Genomic DNA, 19500 nt, shown 5'->3' on the forward strand with positions numbered 1-19500 from the left:
GCTTTTATTGTCCCGGAGTCGTTAATTGCGTAATCAAAGCTTGCATGTCCGGTTTTTCTTTAAATATGTAATACCGGGCTTGGACGCTGTCCGCCAGCTTCCGGTTCGTCATCTCATCCATAAAAGCCCGCCAATCGTCGATGAGCCCCATCTCCACGAGCATATAAGCGATTGTCTTTGCATCCGTTCCTTTGCCGATGGTGAAGGCATACACCTGGCTTGCGTCAGGCTTTGCCTGGTCCGCTTGTTTCGCAAGCGCCTCCTCTACCTTCGCCTCCACTTCTTCCGAAGTGAACCGCTCTTCGTCTTTCGCATACAACTCGTAGCCTAACGCTCCGGCCTGCTCGCGCAGCTCGGCCAACCCGAGCGCCGCACCGGAATACGGCTGCCCCGCAATAGGCGGCTGCCCCGACGAAGCCTTCTCCGCTTCATATATGATCTGCAATATAAGGGCGGCGATAATGAGACCGGCGCCGAGGCCGAACAGAAACGTTCTATTTCGAAGCATCGGCTTGTTCCTCCCGCTTCGCCAGTTGAATGATAAGCTGAATTTCTCCCTTATTCGTACCTAGCTTTTTCGCAATAAATTCAATCGATTTACCTTGACCGTACAAGTCGAACACTTCTTTATACCGGGATTTAACGGTAGCGGGCTTGTCCGATTCAGGCGCCGGAGCTTCTAAATCGACTGAAGCCTGCTCCGCGCTTTCTGCCGCTGCGTCACCCCGCGCCGGCTCTTCGAGCGGCTCCGATTTTATCAAATCGACGACCGGCAACGCGCTTGCTTTCGCCACCGAAGGCATTTGCTCCGTCAGCATGGCCGTCTTGCGCTCCAGAAATTCAATCCGGTTCATAAGCGTTGACGTTTGCTTCTCATGCTCGCGCTTTAGCTGTCCGACCATCCGGGCGAATTCCTTATTTTCCTGTTCCAACTCCTCGACGAAGGTCGCCAGCGTGTCCTCTACCGTATCCAACACTTCTTCGTCTACCGTCCTTCGGGGGGCCGGCTTAGGAAGCAAGAATGCATAAAGTAAAATGACAACGCCAAGCATGACTATGATGATCCATGCATCCAACACATTCACCTAGCCCGTTCTAAAGTGAGATATCGATATGTTTTCCTTTATAAGGATGGACAGATTTCCCTGACGACTTGCCGGAGACTTGCTTGTTCCGCCGGCCGGAACCGGACCGGTCACCCTTACCCCGTGAAGAGGACCCCTCATCCCGGACGTTCAGGTAAGACGTCTCCTCAATCTCCGAGCTCCTTTGCCGCTCTTTTTCCGTTTGTTTGGCCGAATGGCCGGCGAGCGCCGATTGGTCGAAGCCCGGCTTATGCTGCATCTGATTTTGCACGCTTGTCGCTTCGTTCGTGCGAGGTATGGCGATTTGCATTTCAATCGATTTCAAGCTCATCCTCACCGGTCCTCCCTAAAATTCGAAATTTCGGGACAAACGAGGGGGAACGCCCTTAGAAAGATTAGAAATGCGATGTCAGCGATATATCCCCGTTTTGGAGAAAAAATTGTACTCTTGTGGTCGAATCTTTAATAAACCGCGTATATCTTCCGATAACAACCTTCGAGCCGGCATAGATCGTGTTTATCACGTCTACTTGTGCTTTATCGATCATTTCCAAAGCGGCTTCAATCTCCAAAATCCGGTCTCTGACGTTCGCCAGCTCATCGACCGACGCCTTCTTCGAATGCATCAGCTTCGTGCGCATTTCAAGCTTATCCGGCGTCAACGTGCCTGCGGCAGCCATTCCGTTTAACAGGTTCAGCGCTTTGTCGGTTTTATCGATGTTTTCGGTGATCGATTTGATCGACTGACGAAGCTGGAGCAGCTCGTTCCGCAATTCCGGCGACACGCCGACCTCAAGCGAAGTCGGAGTCGACATCGTATTGCCCACGGTGCGAACCTCGATTTTTTCCCCCGCCTGTATGACGCCGCCTACGATCAGCCCTTTAGCGCCTTTACAATATACGCCGCGCCCTGCCCGAACGTGGGAATGCATAATGCTTTGGCTTACAATGACATCCTCGCCGGCCGTTATATTCGCTTCCTGGACGAAAGAGCTCTTTACGTTGACTCCGGCTATGACCTTGCCTTTGTTTGCAGCTACGATTCCTGCCGCAATATCAATGGAACCGTCTGCCTCAAGCTCCGCCCCTTCCACGCCGCCCGTGACGCGAATGTCGCCGGCCGCCTTTACGCGAAAGCCGGTCAATACATTGCCCCGTATGACAACGGTTCCGATAAAGTCGATGTTGCCGGTTCTGTAGTCGACGTCCCCGTTCACTTCGTAGACCGGGAATACGTTGATTTTGCCGCGTTCGGTTAACGTAATCAGCCCGTCGATGACGGCATACAGCCGATTCCGCTCGGGATCGGTCACCACGTTCCTGCCGATCATAATTCTAGCTTCGCGCCCGTCCTTGGCGGCGACCGCTTCGCCGAGAACGTTCATTCCGGGTATTCCTTTGGTCGGAGGCAATCTCTCCGCGATCAGCTGCCCTTTGGCTGCGTTATTCAACTTGCGGATCTCGCGGTAGTCGACCTTTCCGTCCTCCAGCTCCGCCGGCCCGGTGGTTTCATTGCCGAGATCGAACAGAAAGTGTACGGATCCGTCTTCCCCGTTGATCGCCGGCTTTCCTTGAGCCACCTTTACGGTGCTTGCTAGAAACATTTTTGGATCGGTTGCAAGTTTATTGAGAGCGTCCGTATTAACCCCATAGTTTACTCCGTTGGACTTTAGCAGCTGCTCCAGCGCTTCAACCGTAAAAAACGTATGATCGTCCGCTTCGATGATTTGCAAATAGGCCGACATTTTGTCTTCCGACAACGAGAAGGCAACAGAGGCTTCGATACTGCTCATATCGGCTGCCATACCTCTTCTCCCCCTTCCATCTAGGAAGCATTACTCTTGCATTAAGTAATGCTTGATTCGGTTTAAGCTACCGCGAAGCCGCAAAATCGCCTTCGAATGCAATTGAGAAATTCGTGATGGAGAGAGCGACATGACTTCCGCTATTTCGCTTAAGGATAATTCCTCAAAATAAAATAATGAGACTACGGTTCGTTCCTTTTCGGTCAGCTTTTCGATCGCTTTCGCCAAGCTTTCCTTCATGAACAAGCTTCTTACGCTGTCTTCCGGTTTGACGGCACGGTCGTCTACTAAAAGCGAAGCTCTCGTTTCGGACTCTTCCTCCCGAATCGGATCCTCCAGAGAACAAATCGATGAGACGGAAACCTCTTGCAGCATATGTTGGAACTCCTGCTCCGTCACATTCAAATAAGCACTCATTTCCTCGTCCGTCACGGAACGCAAATATTGCTGCTCCAGCTTCTGATAGGCGTCCTCAATGCGCTTTGCCTTCTCGCGTACGGACCGGGGCACCCAATCCGCCTGCCGCATCCCGTCGATAATGCTCCCCCGAATGCGCCAAGAAGCATACGTTTCAAACTGCAAGCCGCGCTCGTAATCGAACTTCTCGACAGCATCGATCAATCCCATTATACCATAACTTGTTAAATCTTCTTTCGCCACATTTTTAGGAAGTCCGATGGCGAGCCGTCCGGTAACAAAATCAACCAAGCCCGTATAATTCTCTATGAGACGTTTTTTTGCTTCCGGATCTCCGGATTCCTTCCAACGGCGCCAAAGCTGATGCGTATCCATCGGCCCGGAAGCGTTAAGGGAAAGTTCCATTTGGCTTCACCATCCTTACTGTTCCGACATGTGCCTGATCGCTTTTGCCAGTTCCTCCGGATCTTCCAACCCTCTGACGGTTTTCAGCTTCGGAGGATTCAGCGGCGAAAAATCCTTGTCGTCATCCGGGGTCGTAAAATCGATGCTCTGCCCTTTGTCGTCTTCGGCGGCGCCGTCCGTTTCCGGCGGAGACGGTGAGGTTGCATTCGGTCCCGCTCCGCCAGTCAAAGCGAGCGCAAGCAGCCAGCGCACCGCAAACGTGACGGCGAACACAATAACAAAGCTGTACAAAGCCCGCATGCCGGACGTCGCCGGCGGGTTGTGTCCGTAAGACAGCAAAAAGATGAGCGCTGCGCCCGCCACAGCGGCTGCCGCATTCCAAAGAATAGAGCCGATCATCGGTTATAATTCCTTAATTCCGTGTTGTACGCTCCGGATAAGCAGCTTCCCGGAGTCGCTTTGAAACTCGATCGTACGTCCATAGTTCCCACCCGTATCCTCCGCTTTCACCGGAATGTTGAACTTTTGCAAGCTCAGCTTGCACGATTCGACGTTGCGCGGACCGATGCGCATCGTGTCCCCTCCGGTGCCGAGGGAAAACATTTGAGCTCCGCCGGCCAATTTGGCTTCGAGCCTCGAAGCCGCCGCCCCGAGCTGCACGAGCAGCCGAATCACCTCCGGGATGGCCGTGTCCGCATATTTGGCTTTATTCAGCACGCCTTCTCTTGCAATCTCGGAGCTTGGAAGCATGACGTGCGCCATGCCCGCGATTTTTAAAACGGGATCGTACAGCGTAACGCCGACACAGGAGCCCAACCCCGTCGTTCTTAGCACGCAACCCGCATTCGCTACGTTCAAATCCGCCATTCCCACTTTGATGATGGTGTCGCTATTCATTCGGGAGGCACCCCTAGCGAGCGAAAAATGATCGTATACGATTCGGGATCCGGTATGAAAAAGAAGTTTCCGTCCACTTGATCCCCGTCGTCATAAAAGGCGGTTTCGATCAAGAGAGCTTGATCCCCCATCTCACCGTATTGAAGCAATCCGTACGCCAGGATGGCTCCGGCCATATCGATTGCCAGCGAAGGAACGGACGGCGCGAGGCGCAAGGTTGTAAAATCGCCCAAGGAAGACAAATACGAGCCGGCAAGAATATTGCCGATTTCGGAGAGCGCCGAAATTTCCATTTCGGAAAACTGATAATCCCCTGAGCGGCTTTCCGGCGCAATTCCCGATAAGAGCCGCTTGGCCGATGCGGCGCTGACAATGAAAAACATATTGCCCGGCGCATCGCCCTCTACGCGCAAAAATACGGCTGCGACGACCTCCTCGGCCCCGCCGGCGCTTTCCGCGATTTGATCGAATGGCAGAAAATTTACGCTCGGCACTTTCATTTCCACCGAGCGCTGCAGCAAAGTCGATAATGCGGTCGCCGCATGCGCCGCTCCGATATTTCCGACTTCCTTCAATACATCCAATTGATACTCGCCGAGCCGTCCCCGTTCGCTCAAACCGATTCCGTCCCCATCTGTTCTAATTGAATAAGCTCGCTCTTGTTCAATACTTCGGACAAATTCAGCAGCACGAGCAGCCGATCTTCGCCGATTCGGGCGACGCCCCGCAAATATTTGGCGCGTATGCCGCCGACGATTTCCGGAGGCGCTTCGATGGAGTCCGAATCAAGATCGATGACGTCGTTCGCGTTGTCGACGATGAATCCGATTTCCATGCCGCCGGCGGAAACCATGACGATTCTTGTATTCTCCGTCGGCTCGGATTCAGGAAGACCGAAGCGTCCGGCCAGATGAATGACCGGAACGACAACGCCCCGCAAATTAACGACGCCCTTTACAAACGCGGGAGTTTTCGGAACTCGGGTAATCGGCAGCATCCGCTCGATCGTTTTGACATGCTCCACTTCAATTCCGTACTCCTCCGAGCCGAGCGCGAATACGATGGTTTTGATCTCTTCGCTCATTTGGGTGCATCTCCTTTAGCTTTATTTGATAATGGCGTTCGGGTCGATAATCAGCGCAACCTGTCCGTCGCCGAGGATCGTCGCCCCGGATACGGCGAACACTTTCGACAAGTAATTGCCGAGCGATTTCAGCACGATTTCCTGCTGTCCGATCAGCTCGTCGACCATTAATGCGGCAAGCTTTTCCCCTTTGCGGATAATAACGACTTCCGTCTCGTCTTCTCCCTCTTCGCTGTAATCCGGAACTTCCAGAAGCCGGCTCAGACTGACGAGCGGAATGACGGAGCTTCGGTACGTTATCATCTTGTTGCCGTGCACTTTATGTACGTTTGCGGACGCGACGATCGCCGTTTCCACGATATTCGTCAGCGGAATCGCATATTTCTCGGAACCGAGCTTAATCATCATCGCCGAGATGATGGACAGCGTAAGCGGCAGCTGAATGGAAAACTTCGTGCCGAGCCCCAGCCTTGAGGAGACATGTACGTGACCGCCCAGCGAAGTAATTTTCGATCTTACGACATCAAGGCCGACCCCCCGGCCCGAAATGTCCGAAATGACCTCCGCCGTACTGAAGCCTGAGGCGAACAGAAGCTGATACACTTCCTCATCCTTCATCCGCTCTCCGTCTTCGGCGGTTACGATGCCGTTTTTGATCGCTTTTTTAAGCACAATATCCCGGTTTATGCCTTTGCCGTCGTCTTCGATTTCAATATACACATGGTTGCCGCTGTGGAACGCGCGAAGATGCACCGTTCCGGTTTCCGGCTTACCGGCTGCGAGCCGCTCGGCAACGGATTCTACGCCATGGTCCAGCGAGTTTCGCAGCAGATGCACCAACGGATCGCCGATTTCGTCAATGACCGTCCGGTCCAGCTCCGTCTCCGCACCCGACACGACGAGCTCCACCTTCTTGTCGAGCGACTTGGCGAGGTCGCGAACCATGCGGGGAAAGCGGTTGAACACGGAATCGACCGGCATCATGCGCAGCTTCATTACGATGTTCTGGAGATCGCTGCTTACGCGGCTCATATGCTCGACCGTCTCCGTCAACTCGCTTCGCTTCACCTCGCTGGCCAGCTGCTCCAGGCGCACGCGGTCGATCAGCAGCTCGCTGAACAAGTTCATCAATATATCGAGCCGCTCAATATCGACCCGGATCGTTCGCGACGCTTGCGCCGCCTGAGGCCGCGCAGGCGCCGCTTGTCCGCTCTTCGGCTCTGCGGCGCCGCGGCCCGAATCGGGCGCATCGACAGCCGGCGCCGTCGAAACGGCAGCCGCAATCTCCGCAGCGGCTTCTTTGCCGCGGGCGATTTGTTGCAGCGAATCGGCGTCCAGCAAGGAGACGGTTACCGATTCGATTTCGGAAACGTCTGCAATCGCCGCTTCGAGCTCTTTGCCGGCTGCCTCCGAAATGAAAAAGAGCGAAAACTGAAAATCGAACTTGTCGGCCTCTATGTCTTCAACGGAAGGATTGGAACGGATCACTTCTCCTTTTCCTTCAAGCGCCATAAACGCCATGTATGCACGGACCGCCTTCAGCATACAATCCTTGCGAATCCGAACGTCAATGAAATAAACGTTTTGTCCCAATTCCATAGACTGCCGGACCACGGACAGCTGAAACTCGTCCAATACGGCGCCGAAGAATGGCAAACGTTCCGCTTCCGGCTTCGAATTCGCCGCCGCAGGCGCGGAAGACCCGCCTGGAATGTAGCTGCCGGACACAATGCGCTTCAAATCCGCCACGATGGCGGCAACGTCAGCCTTTCCGGATCCGCCCGCAATGATGTCGCCGACCATCGCTTCCAATGCGTCGAGGCTTTTGAACACGCAGTCAAAGATGTGATCGTCCATTGACAGCTTATGATTCCGCACCGCATCAAGCACGTTCTCCATTTCGTGCGTCAAGGAAGCGATGTCTTCGTATCCCATCGTCGCGGACATCCCTTTTAACGTGTGCGCGGAACGAAATATGTTCTGTACGATGCCGATATCGTCCGGAGCGTTCTCGAGGGCGAGCATATTGTCGTTCATCGCTTGAAGATGTTCACGCGATTCGTCGATAAACATGGATAAATATTGGTTTGTATCCATCCTACACCTCCTCCTGGTAGTGGGCCGCTTTCAGCAATTGAGCGGGTATGCGGTCCAAGGGAACGATCGTGTTTACGCATTCCAGCTCGATCGCCGCGCGCGGCATGCCGAACACGATGCATGTCGATTTGTCCTCGGCGATTGTCCGCGTCACGCCGCTGTCATGCAGCAGCTTCATGCCGCGTGCGCCGTCGCTTCCCATTCCCGTCATTAACACGACCGTTCGCTCCAACTCTCCGTAAGGCGCAATGGATTCAAACAGCACGTCCGCAGACGGCCTGTGACCGTTGCGGGGGGGTTCTCCCGCAAGTCTGGCAACGTATTTGTCGCGCTCGCGCGCCACTTTCAAATGCATTCCGCCGGGGGCGATGTACGCCGTTCCCGGATGCAGCTCCGCGCCGTCCTCCGCTTCGACGACGCGAATTTCGCAGATGGAATCCAGCCGCTGCGCCAGCGATTTCGTAAACCCGGGCGGCATATGCTGAACGATCACGATCGGCGACGGATAATCGGAAGGAAGAGCCGTGAGCACGCTTTGAAGCGCCTTAGGACCTCCCGTGGAGGTGCCGATCGCAACCAAGCTGCGTACCCCCGTTGTCGGAACAAGCTTCCGTAGCGGAGCACCGCTCTTCGAGCTCGGTTTCGCGGCGGGCGGCTTCGGCGGCAAAGCGGCGCCCGCTCTTTTTGCCGCTGCGGCACCGCTTGAAGCGGCCGTGTACAGCTTCTCCAGCAGCATGTCCCTCACGCGATGGAGATCGAGAGAAATCGGGCCGGAAGGCTTCTCGACAAAATCGAGCGCGCCGATTTCCAGCGCATGAATCGTCTCCGCCGTTCCTTCGTGCGTCCGAGAGCTGAGCATAACGACGGGTGTCGGATTGTCCCTCATAATGACGGACAATGCCTCCAATCCGTTCATTTCGGGCATCTCGACGTCCATCGTGATGACATCGGGCCGGAGCCGCTTCGCGGTTTCAACCGCATCGCGCCCGTTCCGGGCGGTGTCAAGCACCGTAAACCTCGAATCCTCGGCGATCATTTCGGTAATCAGCTTTCTCATAAATGCCGAGTCGTCCACTACCAATACACCAAAGGGCGGCATGGAATTCCTCCTCCGAATCTCTCATCATGTTAAGGTACAATATGTGCCTTTCGGATTATTTCAGAAAGCCGAGCATTCGGTTCAAAAATCTTTTCACCCCGCCGCCCGGCGTTTCTTCAGCCAACGGCTTGGACAATAAAAACCGATCGGCAACGGCGCGAATTCCGAGGGCGGCCGGCGTATCCGGGAACAGTAAGGAAAACGGAACCTGCCTCTTGACCGCTTTCATGACATTCGCATCATCCGGTACGTACCCTAATGTCGGGAGCTCCACCTGCAAAAATTGTTTTGCCACCATGGCGATTTTATCGGCCGTCTGCTTGCCTTCCTTCCCGTCGGTTACCCGGTTGACGACTAGCTGGAACTTCACTTCCGGCTCCATGGAGTGCACCATCTTGATAATCGCATACGCGTCGGTGATCGAGGTCGGCTCCGGCGTCGTTACGACGATCGTTTGCTCCGCGGCGGCGATAAATTTGAGCGTTTCCTTGGATAAACCGGCACCCGTATCGAATAAGATGAAGTCCACGGTTCCGTTCAGCAAATTTACCTGATCGGAGAAATAATTGATTTCCGATTCCGAAAGCGACATCAGATCGTTGAAGCCGGAGCCCCCTGCTATGAACTGAAGTCCGTTGTCCGCGCGGTGAATGATTTCATGAATCGTTCTTTCGCGCTTCAACAGGTGGTACAGGTTATATTTCGGAGACGCGCCCATCAGCACATCGATATTCGCCATGCCGATATCGGCGTCGAATACAAGCGCCTTGTACCCGCGCTCCTGCAAAGACAAAGCGAAATTGATCGTAAAGTTCGATTTCCCCACTCCGCCTTTGCCGCTAGTGATCGTTAATATTCGGGTTTTTAATAGATCGCCGCGATCAATCGGCTGTTCCGGGTGTTCCGGCTGCTCCATCCGGTTCGTACGATCCTCGCGAAGCTGATCTTGATGTTGAACCAAATTTCGCAAGGACTGCGCTTGGTCATTCATGTTGCGGTTCCTCCACAAGCCGGTCGGCCAGCGCCTCTGCGTTTACCGGCCGAATATCGTCGGGTACGTTCTGGCCGTCTGTAATATAGGACAACGACAGCGGATAGTCATGAAGCAAGTTGATCACCGAACCGAACGTCACCGTTTCGTCCGCCTTTGTAAACAACACTTTATGCAGCCCGAATTTCGAAAAATTGTTCGTGATCGCTCTCATGTCGTTATATTTCATGCTGAGACTGAGCACCAAATACGTTTCGCGCCGCGCCTCGGATTGCAGCAGCGTATTCAGCTCGGAAACGTACATTTCGTTCCGGAAGTTTCGCCCTGCCGTATCCATGAAAATAATGTCGCAATCCTTCAGCCTTTCGTACGCTTTCGGCAAATCGAGCGGTGAAAATACGACCTCGAGCGGTATGTTCAAAATGTTCGCATAGGTGCGCAGCTGCTCGACCGCGGCGATTCTGTACGTATCCGAAGTAATAAACCCGGCCTTCCGTTTATGCTTCAGCACCTGTTCGGCCGCAAGCTTCGCGATGGACGTCGTCTTGCCGACACCTGTCGGACCGACGAAATGCGCAATTCGCGTGTCCTGCAAAATCGGTTCCGCGCCTTGCCGGTACAGCAGCTTGAGAACCTCGTTCTTGACCGCCGCCCGCGCCTCGGCTTCAGAGCGTTCGGCTTCAGGCTCGTCCCCGATTGCCGCTTCGATCAACGACCTGGCGATATCGGGACGCACCTCGTGCTCCAGCAGGATGCTATTCAACCGTTCGAACGGCTCAGGAAGACTCGGTTTCGGGTCTTCCTGCACTCCGCCGGCGGCGATCTTCCGCATCATATCTTTCATTTGCTTCATTTCTTCGAGCAGCGCATCTTCACTACCGCGGCTCGGAGCGGCTGACTTGGGATATGCTTCCGGTCCCGACGGCTTCGCAAAGTGCCCCCGCATTTCCGCCGTTTGCTCCGCCGGCACCGACGCAGCGGGAGCTTGAGCGGCCTGAACGGAAATTCCGGCGCGAGGCTCAGCGGCGGGCATCGGGCGCGAAAGCGGCAGCTCCCCTGCCGGCATTGCCGCGGGGCTCCGCCGCACCGCCGCAGACTGCGGCGGCCGCGGCTCCGTACTTCCGTCGGTCGCCGCGATCACTTCGATTTTTTTCTTGGCGAACATGCCGAGAATGCCGCCTACCCGAATTTCCTTCGTATTGATAATGACGGCGTCCTTGCCGAGCTCGCTGCGAATTTTTTGAAGAGCGTCGGGCATGGAATCGACCACATATTTTTTCACCTTCATACATTCACCACCCCTACGCTTTGTACTTCGACATTCGGTTCAAGCTCGCTGTACGACAGCACCGTGATGTCCTGCATCGTACGCTCAAGCAGCTGCCTTAAATACATACGGATCGTCGGCGAAGTCAGTATTATCGGCGTATTCCCGCTTTGCAGCAGCTTTGACGCCTGCTCCGCGATTTTCTGAACGATCGTTTGGGAGCTGACCGGGTCCATGGCCAAGTAGCTGCCGTGATCGGTCTGCTGAACGGCTTCTGCAATTTTCTTCTCGAGCGCCGGCCCGACCGTAACGACGCGAAGCATTTCGCCTCCGTCCGTAAACTGCTGTGTAATTTGCCTTGACAAGTTTTGTCTCACATATTCGGTCAATACGTCATGATCCTTTGTATACGTTCCGTAATCGGCGAGCGTCTCGAAAATCGTGACCAAATCCCGGATCGAAACTTTCTCCTTCAGCAGCTTGGCGAGCACCTTTTGGACGTCTCCGATCGAAAGCACGTTCGGAATCAGTTCGTCCACAATCGCAGGATACGATTCTTTGAGATTGTCGACGAGCGATTTCGTCTCTTGGCGGCCGATCAGCTCGTGGGCGTGGCGCTTGATCGTTTCGGTCAAATGAGTCGCCACTACGGAGGGCGGATCTACGACCGTATAGCCGGAAAGCTCCGCCCTTTCTTTCATTTGCTCGTCGATCCACAGCGCCGGCAATCCGAATGCCGGCTCGGTCGTCTCGATGCCGGTTACGCTGTCGTCGTCGAAGCCGGGGCTCATCGCCAAATAATGATTGAGCAGCAGCTCGCCTTTCGCGATCGGATTTCCTTTGATTTTAATGACGTACTCGTTCGGCCTCAGCTGAATGTTATCTCGAATCCGAATGACGGGCACTACGAGACCGAGCTCGAGCGCGCATTGCCTGCGGATCATAATGATTCGATCGAGCAAGTCGCCTCCCTGCTGCGTGTCGGCCAGCGGAATCAATCCGTAGCCGAACTCGAACTCGATCGGATCGACCTGCAGCAAGTTTACGACGCTTTCGGGGCTTCGCACCTCTTCGATCTGCTGCTCCTCTACAAGCATTTCATCCTCGACCACCTTACGCTTCTGCGCGCGTTCCGTTCGGAATGCGGCCACCGCCAGCACGGCCGCAATCGGCAAAGTCCGCATCGGGCCGATCGGCGTAAAAAAGCCAAGCAGCGTCAACGTGCCGGCAACAATATACAACAGACGCGGATACGAAAAAATTTGATTCGTAATATCGCTGGCCAGATTGTCTTCGGAGGCGGCGCGGGTAACGATTAAGCCCGCAGCCGTCGAAATGAGCAGCGCAGGAATTTGGCTGACGAGACCGTCGCCGATCGTCAGGATGGAATAATGTTCGACCGCATCTCCGAACGGCATCCCCTTCATCGACATGCCGATGATCAAGCCGCCGCATATGTTGATGATCAAAATGATGATCGAAGCGATGGCGTCGCCTTTAACGAATTTGCTGGCACCGTCCATCGCGCCGTAAAAGTCCGCTTCCTGCTCGATCTTCTTTCGGCGCTCCCGCGCTTGCTGTTCGTTAATCAAGCCTGAGTTCAAATCGGCGTCGATGCTCATCTGTTTGCCGGGCATCGCGTCGAGGGTGAAGCGAGCGCCGACCTCGGCGACGCGTTCCGAGCCTTTCGTAATGACGATAAACTGCACGATGACCAGAATGAGAAACACGATAAAGCCGACCGCGATATTTCCGCCGGCTACGAACGAGCCGAACGTCTTGACGACCTCTCCCGCATGGCCTTCCGACAAAATGTTCCGCGTCGTCGAAACGTTTAACCCAAGCCGAAACAGCGTCGTAATCAACAGAAGAGAAGGGAAGATGGAAAATTGGAGCGCCTCTTTCGTATTCATCGCGACAAGCAACATCGTCAGCGCAAGCGAAATATTTACGATTAACAAAAAGTCCAAAAGCAGCGGCGGGATCGGCACGACCATCATCAGTACAATGCTGATAATGCCGACCAATACGCCGACGTCCTTCATTTTCATCCGAAGCCCCTCCTCTCTTCCGTCAGCGGATTATTTTTTGCCTTTCAATTTATACACATAAGCCAGCACTTCAGCCACAGCTTGGAACAGCTGCTGCGGAATCGTTTCCCCGATCTCGACCTCCGCATAAAGAGCTCTTGCCAGCGGTTTATTCTCCATTAACGTAACGCCGCTGTCTTTCGCGGTTTGCTTTATGCGCAGCGCCACATAATCCGCGCCCTTTGCGATCACTTGCGGCGCTTCCATTATTTTATTGTCATAGCGGATGGCGACGGCAAAGTGCGTCGGGTTCGTTATGACGACATCGGCCTTCGGAACCTCCTGCATCATGCGCTGCATGGCCATTCTCCGCTGCTTCTCCCGAATTTTCCCTTTAATGAGCGGGTCGCCCTCGGTTTTCTTGTATTCGTCCTTGATATCCTGCTTGGACATGCGAATGCTTTTCTCGAATTCGAACCGTTGAAAGGCGTAATCGAACGCGGCGATGACGACGAGCGCTCCGCCGATCAGCAGCCCGAGACGAAGCGTAATGCCAGCAATATAGGAAAACAGCGATTCCAGCGGCATCGTGCTTAGGGTCAGCATCTTCGTCTTCTCGCCCCATAACACGGCGAAGACGATCAAGCCGATGACGGTCAGTTTAACGATCGATTTCAAAAACTCGATCAGCGATTTCATGGAAAAAATATTTTTCGCGCCTTTGATCGGATTAAGCTTCTCCAGCTTCATCTTGAGCGGTTCGCCCGTCAGCATAAATCCGACCTGCATATAGTTGGAGACGACCGCCAGCAGCACGGCAAGTCCCATAATCGGAAGCATTAGAAGCAACAATTGCCAGCCGATCTGCGAAAATATCGTTATTACGTTCTGCTCGGTCGCTTCCCAGAGCATGTATTCCCGAAGCGGGGCCGCAAACAGTCCGACAATTTTCTCGCCCATATACGAACCGTACATCGCGAGAAAGCTAAAGCCGCCCAGCATTATGACCGCTCCCGGCAGCTCCATGCTTTTGGCTACTTGACCTTTTTGACGGGCTTCCTGCCGCTTCTTGGGCGTAGCCGGTTCCGTTTTTTCCTGGGAGAACAGCTGCAGATTGAGAACGTAACGGTACCGCGCCACAAAGATCCCCCTCGAGACGGTTTAGCTGCGAAGAAGCCGCAGCAGTTCAAACAAGTGATCGAACATCGTTCCGAACAAATGCTGAAAGATCGTTAAAAACGTCGGAACAAGCAAAAACGTCAAAAACAAACCGGCGATAATTTTCAGCGGCATGCCCACAACAAAGATGTTGAATTGCGGGGATGTCTTCGTCAAAATGCCGAGTGCGACGTCGATTAGAAACATGGACGCAACGATCGGCGCCGCCATTTGGAAAGCGATCGTAAAACCGACGACCAGGCTTTTGACAAGCAGCTCGGTGACCGTTCCGGAAGCGTAAATTTCAAAAAAGCGGTTTTCCAGCGGAATCGCTTGATAGCTGTCCAAAATCGCAGCCAGCAAGTAATGATGTCCGTTGATGGAAAAGAAAATAAGCGTGCCGACAATATACTTAAAGCTTCCGAAAACCGGCGTTTGCGCACCCGTCATCGGGTCGATCACGTTCGCAATGCCGAAGCCCATCTGCATATCGATAAAAGAGCCGGCAATCTGAACGACGGTAAAAAACATATAAGCGATAAATCCTAAAAGGACGCCGATCAGCGATTCGCGGATGACATACAGCGCATAATCCGAATCCATAGGAATCGGCGTTTGCGTCCCGGCCGAAAGAAAGACGAGAAGCGAAATGAATACGGAAAGTCCGATTCGAAATTGCATCGGAACGTTATTTCTTGAAGAAAAAACCGGCGCCGTGACGAAAAAACCGGTCAGTCTGCAGAAAATAAGGAGCAAATTCGGTAAAAAGGAAAGTGCGAGCTCCATGAACTTCCCAGCCCTATCCTACAAACCGATACAGGTTGTCGAAAATGTTAAACGTAAAGCTGACCAGCTTCGACAGCATCCACGGACCGAAAAACAAAATCGCCAACAGGACGACTACGATTTTGGGCACGAATGCAAGCGTCTGCTCTTGGATTTGCGTCGTCGCTTGAAACACGCTGATGATCAAACCGACGACCAGCGCCAAAACCAGCATCGGAGCGCTGACTAAAAGCACCGTATATATCGATTCTCCGGCAATGCGGATGACCGTGTCCGACCTCATCGGCAATCACTCCGAACGTATTTATGGATTAAAGCTCATAAGCAGCGATTTTACAATCAGGTACCAGCCGTCAACGAGAATAAACAGCAAAATCTTGAACGGCAGCGAAATCATGACCGGCGGAAGCATCATCATCCCCATCGCCATTAACGTGCTTGACACGACCATATCGATAATGAGGAACGGTATGAAAATCATCAGACCCATCGTAAAGGCCGTTCGCAGCTCGCTTATGGCGAATGCCGGAACCATGACCGTAATGGGCGTATCCTTATAAGATGTAGGTCTCGGCGATTTGGAATAATCCAAAAACAGCTTTAAATCGTTCGGCCGCGTATGCTTCCACATAAACTCCTTCATCGGGATCGCGGCCTGATTGAGCGCCTGCATCTGGGTCAGCTCTCCCCTCAAATACGGCTGCAGGGCCGTATCGTTCACCTGGCCGAATGTCGGCGCCATGACGAAGAAGGTCAAAAACAAGGCAAGCCCGATAAGCACTTGATTGGGCGGCATTTGCTGCGTTGCGAGCGACGTTCGCACGAAGCCGAGAACGATGACGATCCGGGTAAAGCTCGTCATCATTATTAAGATGGCCGGTGCTAAGCTAAGTATCGTGATCAGCAGTACAATGCTGAGTGTTGACGATACATCGGCAGGCTCGTCCGACGTTCCGATCGTCACGTCGACACCGGGAATCGGCGATTGCGCCGCAACGGCGGTTTCCGGAGAGAAGGACAATAAAGCGACGATTAGTGCGACGACGACAGGCAATATTCTCATGGTGTTTCGTTATCCCGCCTTTGCTCTTCAGCGTCGCCGGCCATATCCCGCAAAAGATCCTTCCGATTCGTTACGTTCTTTAGTCTCGATTGCAAGAGATCCTTAAATGCGACGGCCGAGTCCATCTCTTCCTTCTCCTCCGCCTTCGCGCCGCCGGCGCGAAGCTGGGACATCCATCGCGAAAGATCGAACGAGAACGGCGCCGATGCGGCGGAACGAGTGCCTTCGATGGACAACAACAGCTCCTCGACGGCTTCCGGTTCGGAAATTTTGTCCAGCAGCGTAATATTGTCGCCGATCCCCACAATATATACGGCATCGCCGATTTCAACGATTTGCATCGATTTGTTTTGGCCCAGTGTAACTCCGCCCAGAATACGCATGGAACGGTTTGCGGCCCACTGTTTGTTTCTCTTCGCCAGGAAGCGGATAAGCAAAACAATAATGCCGATGATTACGGCAAGCGCGATAATGACTTGAAGGATGCTTCCGTAAAAATTCGTCGCGTCAAACCCAGACCCTAACGTCTCGGGAGGCGCTTCCGCGCTCAACCATAATGAGGTCCCAGAAAAGCGGTTCATACAGCTTATCCCAACGTTTTCTTGATCGCTTCAATCACTCGATCCGCTTGGAACGGTTTTACGATAAAATCTTTAGCGCCGGCTTGAATGGCGTCAATGACCATCGCCTGCTGGCCCATGGCGGAGCACATAATGACTTTCGCTGACGGGTCCACCTTTTTGATTTCTTTCAGCGCGGTTATTCCATCCATCTCCGGCATCGTAATATCCATCGTAATCAGATCGGGCCGAAATTCTTTGAATTTCTCGATCGCTTGCGCGCCGTCCGCCGCTTCCGCCACGACCTCGTAGCCGTTCTTCGTCAAAATATCCTTAATCATCATGCGCATGAACGCCGCGTCATCTACCACTAGTATCTTGTTTGCCATCACAAAGTTCCTTCCTTTTTGTGTATATTTTTTTATGTTCGCGCTCTTGCTGCAATGTTTTCAGCCAGAAAGGAATTACTGCAGCTTTTGAATCCTGTCCCACTGGCTGACGATGTCGGTTACGCGCACGCCGAAGTTTTCGTCGATGACGACAACCTCGCCTTTGGCAATCAGCTTGTTGTTGACCAAGATGTCGACCGGCTCGCCTGCTAGCTTGTCCAGCTCGATGATCGAGCCTTGAGACAGTTCAAGAATATCTTTGATCAACCTCTGCGTTCTGCCCAATTCAACCGTCACCTTCAGCGGTATATCGAGCAGCAGGTTTAAATTCGGGTTATCGGGGGCTGTCATCCCGCCCGGCGCCAAATCCGAAAATTGGGCTTGCTGTACGCTTCGCGGCGGCAAGCTTTGTCCGTAATGCGCAGGCTGCGGCGGATAGCCCATCGGCTGCGGCGGCGGATAGCCCATGTGCTGCTGCGGCGGGTAGGACTGCGGCGGATAACTATTTGCCGCAGCGGCAGTTTGATCGTATCCGGTCGCATAAGCAGGCGGTTGGACGCTTTCCTGCCTTGGCGGCGGAGGCGTGGGCGCCGAGGCCGTCTGAGGCTGGGAAGCCGGCGCGCTCACGGGTGCGCTTGCAGGCTGTTCCCCCCCCATCAAGGTGGAAACGAGCTCTTTCGCGAAGGAAATCGGCAGGAGCTGCATAATGTTGGAATCGATCAAATCGCCGATGATCAATCGGAACTTAATTTGCACCAATGCGTCTTCGGAAAGAAATTTGCTGTCCTCCCGTTTGTCGAACGTAAGAATATCGATCCCGGGTGGCGAAATATTGACGAATCGGTTAAAGATGGTCGACATGGACGTTGCGGAGGAGCCCATCATCTGGTTCATGGCTTCTTGAACCGCACTGATATGAATTTCGTTCAATTCGGCCGCTTCGTTCGGCTGCCCGTCGCCGCCAAGCATCAAATCCGCGATAATTTGCGCGTCCGTCGTTCTGATCACGAGCATATTGATTCCTTGGAAGCCGTCGACATAATTGACGGAAACCGCGACGTGAGGCTTAGGATATTCGTTGGAAAGATCCGTTGTTGGAATGACGGAAACTTTCGGCGTCGTTATATCAACCTTGCGGCCAAGCAGCGTAGATAAAGCAGTCGCCGCGCTTCCGAACGTGATATTGCCGATTTCGCCCAACGCGTCCTTTTCCATTTCGGTTAAGAGCCCGTCTAATGAAGGAGAAAGTTCCGAACCCGAAAAGCTGTCCGCATCCGACATTTCGGACGACTGGCGAAGCAGCGCGTCGATCTCCTCTTGGGATAAGTAATCTTTATTCGTCATTCTTTTCTTCTCCTTCGGTCACAATGTCCGTAATTTGAACGGCCAGCCGGCCTTTGACCGTACCAGGATTACCAATGAACTTCCACCGATCTCCAATCTTTATGTCAAGCCCCTTATCGATCGGTTTCTGCAAAGCGATGACGTCTCCCGCTGCAAGATTGAGAAACTCGCGCACAGAAATTTGCGTCGTTCCGAGTTCCGCAATAATCGGCAGTTTAGCCCGGTGCAGCCTTTCCTGGAGCACCTCTATCTCTTCAGGGGCGCGTGTTTTCTTTTGCGAGAAAAACAAATTGTTTACGGACAATCTCGGCATAATCGGTTCGAGCACGACATGCGGAATACATAAGTTTATCATTCCGGTCGTATCACCGATTTTCGTACTGAGTGAAATTAATGCGATCGTTTCGTTCGGGGAGACGATTTGCATAAATTGCGGGTTCGTCTCCAGCGCCTCAAGCCGAGGCTGCAAATCGATAACGGTTTTCCAAGCCTCCTGCAAGCTGTCGAAAGCTTTGCTGAAAATACGCTCCATAACAATCGTTTCAATTTCCGTCAAGTTCGTGATCTTTGACGGAGAAGTGCCGGTTCCGCCCAACAAACGGTCGACCATCGCGAACGCGACGTTCGGATGAACCTCGAGCACCATCCGTCCTTCGAGCGGGTCGGCTTCGAAGATGTTTAAGATCGTCATCTTCGGAATAGACCGGATGAATTCATCGTACGGAAGCTGTTCGACCTGAACGACGCTGATTTGTACGAAGGTCCGAAGCTGCGCCGAAAAATACGTTGTCAAAAACCGGGCGAAGTTTTCATGGATTCTTGTCAGACTTCGCAGGTGCTCTTTAGAGAACCGCATCGCACGCTTGAAATCGTATGACCGGATCTTTTTCTGCGTATCCTCTTTTTTAAGCTCCTCAGCGTCCATTTCGCCTGACGACAAAGCCGCCAGCAAGGCGTCTATCTCGTTTTGCGAAAGTACGTCAACCATTGGGGTTCACCCTCTTTATAAACGGAATCAGGCTC

The 19500-nt window shown here is 53.5% G+C and carries 22 protein-coding genes; all 22 read right to left on the bottom strand.

Annotated features, from left to right (window positions below):
- Positions 1 to 4: 4 nt before the first annotated feature.
- Complete coding sequence (locus PT964_RS01090; RefSeq protein ID WP_274361453.1) at positions 5 to 508, bottom strand: MltG/YceG/YrrL family protein; 504 nt, start codon at positions 506 to 508, stop codon at positions 5 to 7.
- Positions 495 to 1076, bottom strand: a complete 582-nt coding sequence (locus PT964_RS01095) for a DUF6115 domain-containing protein (protein ID WP_274361454.1) — start codon at positions 1074 to 1076, stop codon at positions 495 to 497. Before PT964_RS01095 ends, PT964_RS01090 begins: the two co-directional genes overlap by 14 nt.
- Before the next feature lie 19 nt (positions 1077 to 1095).
- Positions 1096 to 1416, bottom strand: coding sequence for a hypothetical protein (locus PT964_RS01100; protein ID WP_274361455.1), 321 nt, complete (start codon positions 1414 to 1416; stop codon positions 1096 to 1098).
- 64 nt (positions 1417 to 1480) lie between these two features.
- On the bottom strand, positions 1481 to 2890 hold the full coding sequence (locus PT964_RS01105; RefSeq protein WP_274361456.1) for a DUF342 domain-containing protein: 1410 nt from the start codon (positions 2888 to 2890) through the stop codon (positions 1481 to 1483).
- Between the two features lie 30 nt (positions 2891 to 2920).
- On the bottom strand, positions 2921 to 3682 hold the full coding sequence (locus PT964_RS01110) for a FliA/WhiG family RNA polymerase sigma factor (RefSeq protein ID WP_425262654.1): 762 nt from the start codon (positions 3680 to 3682) through the stop codon (positions 2921 to 2923).
- A gap of 45 nt (positions 3683 to 3727) precedes the next feature.
- A complete protein-coding gene (locus tag PT964_RS01115; RefSeq protein ID WP_274361458.1) occupies positions 3728 to 4111 on the bottom strand; it encodes a hypothetical protein in 384 nt (127 codons plus the stop codon).
- 3 nt (positions 4112 to 4114) lie between these two features.
- Positions 4115 to 4609: a chemotaxis protein CheD gene (locus PT964_RS01120; RefSeq protein ID WP_274361459.1), complete on the bottom strand. Its 495-nt coding sequence runs from the start codon at positions 4607 to 4609 to the stop codon at positions 4115 to 4117.
- Positions 4606 to 5226, bottom strand: a complete 621-nt coding sequence (locus PT964_RS01125) for a chemotaxis protein CheC (protein ID WP_274361460.1) — start codon at positions 5224 to 5226, stop codon at positions 4606 to 4608. The genes PT964_RS01120 and PT964_RS01125 overlap by 4 nt, the downstream gene beginning before the upstream one ends.
- A complete protein-coding gene (locus tag PT964_RS01130; RefSeq protein WP_274361461.1) occupies positions 5223 to 5693 on the bottom strand; it encodes a chemotaxis protein CheW in 471 nt (156 codons plus the stop codon). Before PT964_RS01130 ends, PT964_RS01125 begins: the two co-directional genes overlap by 4 nt.
- 21 nt (positions 5694 to 5714) lie before the next feature.
- Positions 5715 to 7790, bottom strand: coding sequence for a chemotaxis protein CheA (locus PT964_RS01135; RefSeq protein WP_274361462.1), 2076 nt, complete (start codon positions 7788 to 7790; stop codon positions 5715 to 5717).
- Between the two features lies 1 nt (position 7791).
- Positions 7792 to 8889: a protein-glutamate methylesterase/protein-glutamine glutaminase gene (locus tag PT964_RS01140; RefSeq protein ID WP_274361463.1), complete on the bottom strand. Its 1098-nt coding sequence runs from the start codon at positions 8887 to 8889 to the stop codon at positions 7792 to 7794.
- A gap of 55 nt (positions 8890 to 8944) precedes the next feature.
- Positions 8945 to 9880, bottom strand: coding sequence for a MinD/ParA family protein (locus tag PT964_RS01145; protein ID WP_274361464.1), 936 nt, complete (start codon positions 9878 to 9880; stop codon positions 8945 to 8947).
- A complete protein-coding gene (gene flhF, locus PT964_RS01150) occupies positions 9873 to 11168 on the bottom strand; it encodes a flagellar biosynthesis GTPase FlhF (RefSeq protein ID WP_274361465.1) in 1296 nt (431 codons plus the stop codon). Before flhF ends, PT964_RS01145 begins: the two co-directional genes overlap by 8 nt.
- Positions 11165 to 13198: a flagellar biosynthesis protein FlhA gene (gene flhA, locus PT964_RS01155; protein ID WP_274361466.1), complete on the bottom strand. Its 2034-nt coding sequence runs from the start codon at positions 13196 to 13198 to the stop codon at positions 11165 to 11167. The genes flhF and flhA overlap by 4 nt, the downstream gene beginning before the upstream one ends.
- A 30-nt stretch (positions 13199 to 13228) precedes the next feature.
- Positions 13229 to 14317: a flagellar biosynthesis protein FlhB gene (flhB, locus tag PT964_RS01160; RefSeq protein WP_274361467.1), complete on the bottom strand. Its 1089-nt coding sequence runs from the start codon at positions 14315 to 14317 to the stop codon at positions 13229 to 13231.
- 21 nt (positions 14318 to 14338) lie between these two features.
- The gene (gene fliR / locus PT964_RS01165; protein ID WP_274361468.1) at positions 14339 to 15121 is read right to left on the bottom strand and encodes a flagellar biosynthetic protein FliR; all 783 of its coding nucleotides are present in this window, start codon (positions 15119 to 15121) and stop codon (positions 14339 to 14341) included.
- Positions 15122 to 15134: 13 nt separating this feature from the next.
- On the bottom strand, positions 15135 to 15404 hold the full coding sequence (gene fliQ, locus PT964_RS01170) for a flagellar biosynthesis protein FliQ (RefSeq protein WP_274361469.1): 270 nt from the start codon (positions 15402 to 15404) through the stop codon (positions 15135 to 15137).
- A 21-nt stretch (positions 15405 to 15425) separates the two neighbouring features.
- On the bottom strand, positions 15426 to 16184 hold the full coding sequence (fliP, locus tag PT964_RS01175) for a flagellar type III secretion system pore protein FliP (RefSeq protein WP_274361470.1): 759 nt from the start codon (positions 16182 to 16184) through the stop codon (positions 15426 to 15428).
- A complete protein-coding gene (locus PT964_RS01180) occupies positions 16181 to 16765 on the bottom strand; it encodes a flagellar biosynthetic protein FliO (RefSeq protein ID WP_274361471.1) in 585 nt (194 codons plus the stop codon). Before PT964_RS01180 ends, fliP begins: the two co-directional genes overlap by 4 nt.
- A gap of 5 nt (positions 16766 to 16770) precedes the next feature.
- Entirely contained in the window at positions 16771 to 17133 is a 363-nt protein-coding gene (locus tag PT964_RS01185) for a response regulator (RefSeq protein ID WP_274361472.1), read from the bottom strand.
- Between the two features lie 75 nt (positions 17134 to 17208).
- A complete protein-coding gene (gene fliY / locus PT964_RS01190; RefSeq protein WP_274361473.1) occupies positions 17209 to 18477 on the bottom strand; it encodes a flagellar motor switch phosphatase FliY in 1269 nt (422 codons plus the stop codon).
- Positions 18467 to 19465, bottom strand: a complete 999-nt coding sequence (gene fliM / locus PT964_RS01195; protein WP_274361474.1) for a flagellar motor switch protein FliM — start codon at positions 19463 to 19465, stop codon at positions 18467 to 18469. Before fliM ends, fliY begins: the two co-directional genes overlap by 11 nt.
- Positions 19466 to 19500 lie beyond the last annotated feature (35 nt).

The organism is Paenibacillus thermotolerans (assembly GCF_028745515.1).
GTDB classification, from domain to species: Bacteria; Bacillota; Bacilli; order Paenibacillales; family YIM-B00363; genus Paenibacillus_AE; species Paenibacillus_AE thermotolerans.

Excerpts from the sequence above, each read along its gene's own strand:
- PT964_RS01100 (WP_274361455.1), bottom strand. The coding sequence starts at position 1,416 with ATGAGCTTGAAATCGATTGAAATGCAAATCGCCATACCTCGCACGAAC.
- PT964_RS01135 (WP_274361462.1), bottom strand. The coding sequence starts at position 7,790 with ATGGATACAAACCAATATTTATCCATGTTTATCGACGAATCGCGTGAA.
- PT964_RS01090 (WP_274361453.1), bottom strand. The coding sequence starts at position 508 with ATGCTTCGAAATAGAACGTTTCTGTTCGGCCTCGGCGCCGGTCTCATT.
- PT964_RS01130 (WP_274361461.1), bottom strand. The coding sequence starts at position 5,693 with ATGAGCGAAGAGATCAAAACCATCGTATTCGCGCTCGGCTCGGAGGAG.
- flhF (WP_274361465.1), bottom strand. The coding sequence starts at position 11,168 with ATGAAGGTGAAAAAATATGTGGTCGATTCCATGCCCGACGCTCTTCAA.
- fliM (WP_274361474.1), bottom strand. The coding sequence starts at position 19,465 with ATGGTTGACGTACTTTCGCAAAACGAGATAGACGCCTTGCTGGCGGCT.
- PT964_RS01180 (WP_274361471.1), bottom strand. The coding sequence starts at position 16,765 with ATGAACCGCTTTTCTGGGACCTCATTATGGTTGAGCGCGGAAGCGCCT.
- PT964_RS01145 (WP_274361464.1), bottom strand. The coding sequence starts at position 9,880 with ATGAATGACCAAGCGCAGTCCTTGCGAAATTTGGTTCAACATCAAGAT.
- PT964_RS01105 (WP_274361456.1), bottom strand. The coding sequence starts at position 2,890 with ATGGCAGCCGATATGAGCAGTATCGAAGCCTCTGTTGCCTTCTCGTTG.
- fliR (WP_274361468.1), bottom strand. The coding sequence starts at position 15,121 with ATGGAGCTCGCACTTTCCTTTTTACCGAATTTGCTCCTTATTTTCTGC.
- fliY (WP_274361473.1), bottom strand. The coding sequence starts at position 18,477 with ATGACGAATAAAGATTACTTATCCCAAGAGGAGATCGACGCGCTGCTT.
- fliP (WP_274361470.1), bottom strand. The coding sequence starts at position 16,184 with ATGAGAATATTGCCTGTCGTCGTCGCACTAATCGTCGCTTTATTGTCC.
- PT964_RS01185 (WP_274361472.1), bottom strand. The coding sequence starts at position 17,133 with ATGGCAAACAAGATACTAGTGGTAGATGACGCGGCGTTCATGCGCATG.
- flhA (WP_274361466.1), bottom strand. The coding sequence starts at position 13,198 with ATGAAAATGAAGGACGTCGGCGTATTGGTCGGCATTATCAGCATTGTA.
- PT964_RS01120 (WP_274361459.1), bottom strand. The coding sequence starts at position 4,609 with ATGAATAGCGACACCATCATCAAAGTGGGAATGGCGGATTTGAACGTA.
- fliQ (WP_274361469.1), bottom strand. The coding sequence starts at position 15,404 with ATGAGGTCGGACACGGTCATCCGCATTGCCGGAGAATCGATATATACG.
- PT964_RS01115 (WP_274361458.1), bottom strand. The coding sequence starts at position 4,111 with ATGATCGGCTCTATTCTTTGGAATGCGGCAGCCGCTGTGGCGGGCGCA.
- PT964_RS01140 (WP_274361463.1), bottom strand. The coding sequence starts at position 8,889 with ATGCCGCCCTTTGGTGTATTGGTAGTGGACGACTCGGCATTTATGAGA.
- PT964_RS01110 (WP_425262654.1), bottom strand. The coding sequence starts at position 3,682 with ATGGATACGCATCAGCTTTGGCGCCGTTGGAAGGAATCCGGAGATCCG.